The organism is Haloferax sp. s1, assembly GCF_058382125.1.
In genome coordinates this window covers 26,107-34,249 of record NZ_JBZRPK010000729.1, presented here as the reverse complement: position 1 = coordinate 34,249, position 8,143 = coordinate 26,107, and the positions used below count along the sequence as shown (strand labels likewise).

Here is an 8,143-nt window from a genome sequence, read left to right as displayed (position 1 = left end):
ACCCTGGACTCCTTGACTTGGGTGCTCTCGCCGGCTTACAGTTCGGACTCGCACTCGCGTTTGCTATCCTCGGTGCCGAACTCATCAACCAGACGTGGTGGCAGCGAATCTACGCCAGTGACTCCGAGGAGACGGTCACCCGAAGTTTCAGAAACGCAGCACTCACAAACGGACTTGTCGTCTTCGTGACTGCCTTTTTCGGTATTATCGCCGTCGGCAATGCCGACGTTATCACCGACGTAACGAGTTCGAACTACAATGCCGATGTTGCGTTCTTCGTCCTCTTGCAGGACGCGTTCCCCGAGTGGCTCGTTCTCGCGGCCGTGCTCTTGGCCCTGTTGCTCGTGATGAGTTCCATCGACACGTTGTTTAACGCCCTTTCGAGTCTCGTAACCGCAGACCTCGCACGGTTGTTATCGTCTCCGAGTGACCGGCGACTCGCGTTCGGTTCCCGAACACTGACTGTTGTTGTCGCGCTGGCGGCGATTTACGTCAGCCTCCGCGCGCAAAGTGTGCTTCGTCTGTTCTTCTTCGCCGACCTGCTCGGTGCTGCTGTCGCATTCCCACTCGTCTACGGGCTCTACTCGGCACGAATCACCGGACTAGGCGCACTCGCGAGCAGCCTTACTGGTCTCGCTTTCGGACTCGCGTATTTCCCGGACCTTCGCGGTGTTACCACGGCACTTCCACTCGTTGGTAGTATCCTTCCGTCGGCTGACCCGCTGTACCTCACGTCTTTCGGTGGGGCGTTTTTCGTCTCGGCGGTCGCTTCGTTGATTGCTGCGCGGCTTTCGAACACCGCGTTCGACCTTAGCCGACTGTCCCGCGAGATTCGACTCCTCGACGATTCTCGGGCAGAGAAGCAGACCTCCGACTGATATAACTGAGGAACCTCCCGTATCTCCTCGCAACCCGCTCAGTATTCCTTCACTGTCGCGGTCCCGACCGAAATCCGAACGAGGTCGTTTTCGGGCCACGCAGTCCCTTCGGCCCCGTACCTTTGATTGATTCGCTGGGCCGATTTTCGTGTGGCCTCGTCGTCGTCGACGACAGTTGCAGTTCCGAGCATGGTGACTCGCCACTGTGCTTGTCCGTCGATGTCCTTCTGAACCGACAGCGCGACCCGCGGGTTCTCACGAATATTCGCAAGCTTGCGCCCGGTCGTAAGTACCTCGATTACTTCATTCCCTGTATCGTAAGCAAACCAGACGGGCGCAACGTGTGGTCGACTGTCGACGCAGGTCGCAAGATGTGCCATCAATGGCTCACTCGTTAGAAGTGCCGCAACATCTTCGGGAAGTTCAGTCATACAACTGATACGAACTCCGGAGTCAAAGCTCTGCCTTCGGCGTTCTCGTTTCTCTCATGCAGATTCATCTTTGAGGTGCCTATCGTACGTATACAGTGACTGTCCGGACTGTATCGGCCGTTTTTACATTCGCGAGGGTACTCCCTGTGGTTGGGGCAATCAGACCGTCGATTCTTGTGTCTGTCACATCTCTCTAGTGACTCTCCCACCAACTTTCGTAGTCAGACACGGTATCCTTCGTTTCTGACGTTAGGGATACAATTCCAGACGAGGGAAACGAATTCGAATAATATCATTTAACGTTAATTAACCCGACCCAGTTTTCGTTTCCCGACAATTTTCTTCGCATATCCATTTCATCAACCCCGCTACCTCAGCACATTATTCACGTTGCCGTTGTGACGCGAAAACTAGCGACTATCCCACCGGATTTGGGATAATGTACGCATAACAAAGCCGAGTCGGCGGGACAGTTTATCCACTTACTAATGAGTATCGAGGTTACACGTGCGACCGAATCCGATATCGAACAATGGGACCAGTACGTAGAACAATCTCCACACGCGAACTTGTTTCACCAGTACGAGGCCCTAGAGATACAAGCAGCGCATTCTGGTGCGGAATTGCACCCACTCATTGGACGAAAAGGAAACGAAGTAGTTGGTCTCTTTTCCGTGTTCAAAATCACCAAAGGACCGATAGCGACGGTTTTCTCACCGCCACCGGAGCTTCGTGTTGCGTACCTCGGTCCTGTGCTCTTGAACATGGACCATATGAAGCAACGAAAGCGTGAACGTCGCCACCACGAGTTCATCGACGGCTGTCTCGAATGGGTTCGAGACGAGCTTCATCCTCGCTACACACACTTCCGTCTGGACGGGAGTTACGACGACCTTCGAGTATTTTCGTGGAGCGACTACAGTATCACACCGTTGTACACCTACCACGTCGACCTCTCGGAGGGTGAAGACGAGGTGTTGATGAGTTTCAGTAGCGACGCGAGGTCGAACATTCGAAACGCTCCTGAGGAGGCGTATACGATCGAAGAAGGTGGAACTCGGGAGATTGAACTGATAATTGAGCAAATCGCTGCCCGGTACGAGTCACAGGGAGTCGCGTACCGAGCATCACCGGAGTTCGTCAAGGACCTCTACACCGCACTTCCGGACGGACAGATTCGACCCTACACGCTCCGTCTCGACGGCGACTTCGCTGGCGGGATTCTCGTCACAGATTACAAAGATACCGTGTCACGATGGCAAGGCGGTGTCAGGACCGACATCGACACGGATGTATCTATCAACGACGTTCTCGACTGGCGCGTTATGTCCGACGCAATAGAGCGAGGTCGGACGACGTACGACCTCGTCGGAGCCAACAACCGCCGCATCAACAGGTACAAAGCGAAGTTCAACCCCACGCTTCACCCGTTTTACAGTCTCGAACGGGACGTCGCCGGGATGCGGACGCTCGCCCATCTCTACAAGTCGCTCCGACAGAAAGTGTAGTTCTCGCCCTCTACCGACTATGCTGAGTTGTCCCGTGTTCCGTTATTCTTCGCCGAAATAGTCTTCACCAACGTGGCTTGCACCGAGTTGGGTGCCTGACTCACGTACAACTTCGTTTATATATTCAGACATCGCGTAAGCCATCCACGCCTGCGCCCATCGCATCAGCGTCGTCTTAACGGTGTAAAACCGATGCGTACGGTAGTAGAACCGTCCGTCACCCGCGTAGAGGTTTTCGAGCGTCCACTCCAAGATACGGGACGCAAATTCGAGGTCACCGGCGGCGGTAAAGACCGCGATGGCCGTGGCGCATGCATGGATGTCTCGCGGGTACGAGTTCGACTCGTCCCAGTTCGGTGCCCCATTTGGCTCGAACAAGACAGTTCGATAGAATTCCAGTCCTCGCTCGATTGTATCGTCGTACCGCGAGGACTCGGTGACCGCTTTGTATCTGAGGAAGGCGTCGAGGATGAACCCGTTGTGGTGGTTGTCCATCGAGAGGTGGGAACTGGAGGCGGGTACCCGGTAGGTCCACCCACCGATGTCGGCTTGGTTGGTCGCGATGTAGTCGAGAATCGCAGTTGCACGCTCAAGGTCTGTCCCGTCGCCGTCGTGTCCGTAGATGTCGACGAGGAGTCGGGCACCAAGCGCACCGGAATTGAGTGTGTAGTACGTATCCGGGTGGTTCATGTGATAGTTAATTTTCGCTCCATCGTCGACCTCTCGGTAATCGAGGTCTTCGACGACGAAATCGGATGCGGTCCGTGCAATCGGTGCATAAATCGGGTCGTAGGGCGAGGCGGCGAGAAGTGCTTTCACCGCGAATGAGGTCGACACGACGTCTGGGTCGTTTGGAATGCCTTTCTCGCCGAGGTGCTGAATCTCGTGTTTGTGGCCGCCACAGAAGCCGTGATAGCCAACGCTTCGGTTCTGAATGAGCCAGTCGGTAAGCTGTTTTGCCTCGGCTAGATAATCGGTGTCCTGTTCCTCTCGGGTCGCCTGCGTATAGTGGTGGAAGTTTAAATTTGCCAGCGAAAAGAGGGCCGTTCCCTTGTAGTTACGGCGCTGTTCGACGAGGAGCAGCGGTCGGATGTTTATCGGTGGTCGTTTGGCCAACTCCTGGAAAGCGAGGTTTATCCACCTGTTTTCGAACGGAAGCGCCTGCAACAGTCTGCTACTCATCCCGTCTCCGTAGTCCCACCCTTTGTAGTCGCGCGTGCGTGCGTAACGAAGCGTCGCTTCGAGAATATGTGGTAACCACTGCCCGCCGAACTCAAGCGGCGCTCGATGTTCACTGTACGCGGTGGGTTCCTGAGTGGAGACGAGTGAACTTCCGTGTGCCATACTATTGAATTGACAGACAGAGTTCGGCGGCTTTGTTACGTGTATCCTATACGGTAATGCATCGAAACACGACAATGAACCCCGTATAATCCGAACATCTAGTGGTTCCACGCGGTAGATATTGATTGAACTATAGTCATCGTCTAACAGTTAGTCTGTCACTTGAATTCTCCCCTGTCACTAATGGCTGACTTCTCTATCGAAGTCGACAATGAAGCCAGTACATAACAAAACACAGCAATGTCATCCTAAAACTATGAGTAACGACCAGACAGGCGCAGTGCACACACTGTTGGTCGGGCTAGATGCAGCATGTCTTCCGGTTTTACGACCATTGTTTGAGGAAGGTGAAATCCCGACGCTCCATTCAATCTTTTCGACCGGGACCTACGCACCTCTCGAATCACAAATACCTCCATGGACGGCTAGCGCTTGGCCGTCACTCTACACTGGAATGAATCCCGGAAAACACGGTGTGTTCGATTTCCTATCATTTGACGGATACGACTGGAGCGTCGTCAATGGGAGTCACATTCGTGAGCGGACGCTTTGGGAGGTTCTGGATTATCATGGCTATTCGAGCGTCGTGGTCAATACGCCGGTGACCCATCCCCCTCGCCCGTTCGATGGGGCACTTGTTCCGGGATATACTGCCCCAGAGAACCCACAGGGTCACCCTGCGGGGATTTTGGATGAAGTCCGTGATGCTATCGGTGAGTACCGGGTGTATCCACGAGACCCGTCGCCGGACGACGAGAAGGAGAGCAAGCGGTATTGTGACCTCGTCAAGATGCGGGGAGAGGCGTTTCAGTATCTCGTCGACCGGTTCGAGCCGGAGTTCGGGTTTATCCAGTTCCAGCAGACGGACACCGTCTTCCACGAACGACCCGGCGATCTCGAATTAGTTCGCGATATTTACGTTGAAGTTGACCAGCAACTCGAAGCGATTTTCGATGCGTATCGCCCTGAAAATGTGTTGGTGGTCAGCGACCACGGAATGGGAAAGTACACGGGATACGAGTTCCGCGTCAACGAGTTCCTTTCTCGCCACGGCTACGTCGAAACTGTCAATGGTGGTCAGGGAATGCCAACATGGGCGACGGTTCGAGACTCGAAACTCCGGTCCGGTGTCGATGCACAGTCAGTCAAACAGGGACTTCGAGTGAAGGCGATACAACTCCTCGCCCGTACCGGGATAACGAGCCAGAGAGTCGGTGCGTTGCTCGAACGTGTCGGTCTCGATGACGTTGTCGCAAGTTGGGTCCCGACGGATGTCATCAGTGCCGCTACTCGACAGGTCGACTTCGAGCGTTCGACTGCGTACCTGCGCTCACGCACAGAACTCGGTATCAGAATCAATCTCGAAGGAAGGGAACCAAACGGTGTCGTCTCCCCGGAGGACTACGAATCAGTTCGGACCGAACTCATCGACCTCCTGCAGTCGGTTACGGACCCGGATGGGAGGCCTGTCTTTGATGACGTCGCACCGCGTGAATCGTATCTCTCTGGTCCGAGAGACGACGAAGCAGTCGATATTGTACTCGTCCCACGTGACTTTGACCAATTCCTCTCTTCGATGCTCTCTGATACCGTCTTCGACGAACCGAGTGAGCCGTGGAACCACAAACTGCACGGCGTCGTCGCCGCGGTCGGAAACGACATCGATGTGGGGGCGAGTCTCGAAGATGCACATCTCTTTGACATCGCTCCGACGGTCCTCGCCACGTTCGGCGTCGAAGCCGACGACCGGATGGACGGCCAGACACTGCCAATCGTTGACTCCGTCAAACGGACGAGTTATCCCGACCCCGAGGTTCGTGAGATTCAAGAGACGGACGACACCGACGTTGAGGAACGCCTCGCAAATCTCGGTTATCTCGAATAGCCGGTACGCATTGGGGTCGGTTTGATATCATATCCTCGGCCTTCCCGTAACTTCCCTCGAAACGCGGTTTTCCCCGTTCAAATCACGGTTGGCAGCTACTGCAGCCTACTTACACATGTATGTCTGTAATGAAACCCGGAATTTCAGACGGTTCAATAGGTAACACGCCGAGGTCGAACTTTAGACCTCAGCTAGCACTTCCTCTGTGTGCCGTTTTCCGAGCGCGATTGTACCGTAATCCGTTGTTCCGATTTCGAGTGTTGCCGTGCCTGACCAGTGAACGTCAGCTAACCCAGACAGAACTGTCTCGAAATCAATCCGTCCCATCCCGACTGGAAGGTGTTCGTCGCTCCCACCGCGCGTATCGACCAAGTGGAGATGCCTGATTCGGTCGGCGTATTCATGCATAAATTCTGCCATACTTTCTTCGTCCATCCCTGCCAGTAGTGCACGACTCGTGTCGAAGGTCATCGACACGTTCGGATACCGCTCCAGTAGTTCCGGGAACGTTGCTACATCGTAATAGCTGGAGACGATATTCTCGACACACGGTTCTACGCCGCGCTCTATCGCGGCGGGAATGAGTTCATCGAGGCTCTCGTGGATAAACTCGCGGCACTCGGCGTCTGTCCAACCGAGGTCCCACGCGTCCGAAGATGGGTGGAACACGACTTTCGTGGCACCGAGATCTGCTGCGAGGTCCATTCCGGCGATGAATTCGGTGACAACACCTTCTCGAATGGGAGAAAACGGTGACCCCGGATCGATGTTAAACGGGAGGTGTACGATGAAACCCAACCCAGCATTTTCGAGTACGGTTCGCATTGCATCTCGGCTATCGGAAATTCGCTCTCGGGCGTACGGTCCATCGAGTAGGACCTCGATGAAATCGAAGCCCTCGCCCGCGGCCCACCGAACGCTTTCCTCGAATGGCATGTCGAGGCCGACCGTGAACCCGAGGTCCATGTCGACTTCTCCGTCAGTATTTAGGTTGGTATCTGGTTGCATGGAAATACTACTGGAACACAGGTTCGTATAGATGTGTTGGTTATCAGTCACGAATTGAGGTCTGATTAATTACACCTAACAAACATTTTTGAGGGTGCCTTTTGACAATGAATGCATGAATACTGAAGCGATAACACTCAACGTGGGCGATAATAGTTATGCTGGGAAGGTGACTCTGGCTGGTGATGCCTCTGAACACGGGATTTTGGTGATTCCTGGAGCGGGACATGGTCCGTTCGGCGATATATTTGACCGGTTCGCTGCGGCTGCCGCTCGGGATGGCAATACCGTCGCCCGCTTCGAGATGTGGGAGAGCCAAGAGGATTTAGCCGAAAAGACTGAAACGGAGTTCGAAACGGAACTCAGCGCTGGCATCGAATTCCTCCAGTCACGGGGTTACTCGACGATAACGGTCGTCGCGAAGAGTTTCGGTGGCCGTCTCGCGCTCACGCACATCCCGAATACGGTCGACCGGATGGTTCTGTGGGCACCTGCAATCCTATTCGGAAACCATGCTGATGCTCCGTCGATTGCTGCGTCGGAGTTAGCCAATATCGAGACCCCGGTACGGATTCTACAGGGTGACGAAGACGAGGTCGTGTCCGTTGAGAATGCAGCAGCAATCGCTGAGCACCTGCCGAACGGGTCGATGGTCGAATTAGCTGGTGAAGACCACTCCTTCTTGAACGACGAGCAACGAATTATCGAAGAGACACTCGCGTTTTTATCACCATAAGATTCGCAACCAATGCAAACCTATTGCACGAATCGCTCGTAGAGGTGGAGCAGTCCCAGCGTAATGACGAGCGCACCGGCCAACCCGGGGAAGACTGCGTTGCTATCTGAGAGACCACTCCACTTACCCAGCAGTGAACCCACACCGAATCCGAGGGTGAATCCATCAATCGCCACGAGAGTTTTTCCGCCGGTATTTACGTATCTCTTCACAGCATATGCTCCACCGAGAATGAGAACTGACCCGGAAACGAGGGTCAGACAAATTTGAATGAACGTCAACCCCACTCTCGGTCCCGTCTTGAAGAACCAGTAGGGCGCAAGTGGAAGATAGAGTGCAATTATGATAAGCAC

General features: G+C 54.4%; 8 protein-coding genes. 4 read left to right on the top strand and 4 right to left on the bottom strand.

Annotation, left to right across the window (positions count from 1 at the left end; translation table 11 throughout):
* Window positions 1-878, top strand: an 878-nt coding sequence (locus tag QT222_RS22270) for a sodium:solute symporter family transporter (RefSeq protein WP_491478404.1), incomplete at its 5' end; no start/stop codon positions are given.
* Between the two features lie 38 nt (window positions 879-916).
* On the opposite strand, the gene QT222_RS22265 is transcribed toward QT222_RS22270, so the two are convergent.
* A complete protein-coding gene (locus QT222_RS22265; RefSeq protein ID WP_014732716.1) occupies window positions 917-1,309 on the bottom strand; it encodes a pyridoxamine 5'-phosphate oxidase family protein in 393 nt (130 codons plus the stop codon).
* 488 nt (window positions 1,310-1,797) lie between these two features.
* Between QT222_RS22265 and QT222_RS22260 the strand changes: the two genes are divergently transcribed.
* Window positions 1,798-2,817 carry a lipid II:glycine glycyltransferase FemX gene (locus QT222_RS22260; RefSeq protein WP_491478403.1) on the top strand — a complete coding sequence of 340 codons (1,020 nt, stop codon included), beginning with the start codon at window positions 1,798-1,800 and terminating at the stop codon, window positions 2,815-2,817.
* Window positions 2,818-2,859: 42 nt separating this feature from the next.
* Here QT222_RS22260 and QT222_RS22255 read toward each other — a convergent pair whose 3' ends face one another.
* Window positions 2,860-4,161: a prenyltransferase/squalene oxidase repeat-containing protein gene (locus tag QT222_RS22255; RefSeq protein ID WP_491478402.1), complete on the bottom strand. Its 1,302-nt coding sequence runs from the start codon at window positions 4,159-4,161 to the stop codon at window positions 2,860-2,862.
* A gap of 256 nt (window positions 4,162-4,417) precedes the next feature.
* Here QT222_RS22255 and QT222_RS22250 point away from each other — a divergent pair, with 256 nt between their 5' ends.
* A complete protein-coding gene (locus tag QT222_RS22250; protein WP_049917388.1) occupies window positions 4,418-6,046 on the top strand; it encodes an alkaline phosphatase family protein in 1,629 nt (542 codons plus the stop codon).
* Window positions 6,047-6,226: 180 nt separating this feature from the next.
* Here the strand turns inward: QT222_RS22250 and QT222_RS22245 are convergent, their stop codons facing one another.
* On the bottom strand, window positions 6,227-7,054 hold the full coding sequence (locus QT222_RS22245; RefSeq protein ID WP_491478401.1) for a sugar phosphate isomerase/epimerase family protein: 828 nt from the start codon (window positions 7,052-7,054) through the stop codon (window positions 6,227-6,229).
* Between the two features lie 115 nt (window positions 7,055-7,169).
* Between QT222_RS22245 and QT222_RS22240 the strand changes: the two genes are divergently transcribed.
* Window positions 7,170-7,790: an alpha/beta hydrolase gene (locus tag QT222_RS22240; protein ID WP_014732714.1), complete on the top strand. Its 621-nt coding sequence runs from the start codon at window positions 7,170-7,172 to the stop codon at window positions 7,788-7,790.
* 20 nt (window positions 7,791-7,810) lie between these two features.
* Here QT222_RS22240 and QT222_RS22235 read toward each other — a convergent pair whose 3' ends face one another.
* Window positions 7,811-8,143 (bottom strand): hypothetical protein, encoded by a 333-nt coding sequence (locus tag QT222_RS22235; RefSeq protein ID WP_491478400.1) that lies wholly within the window; start codon window positions 8,141-8,143, stop codon window positions 7,811-7,813.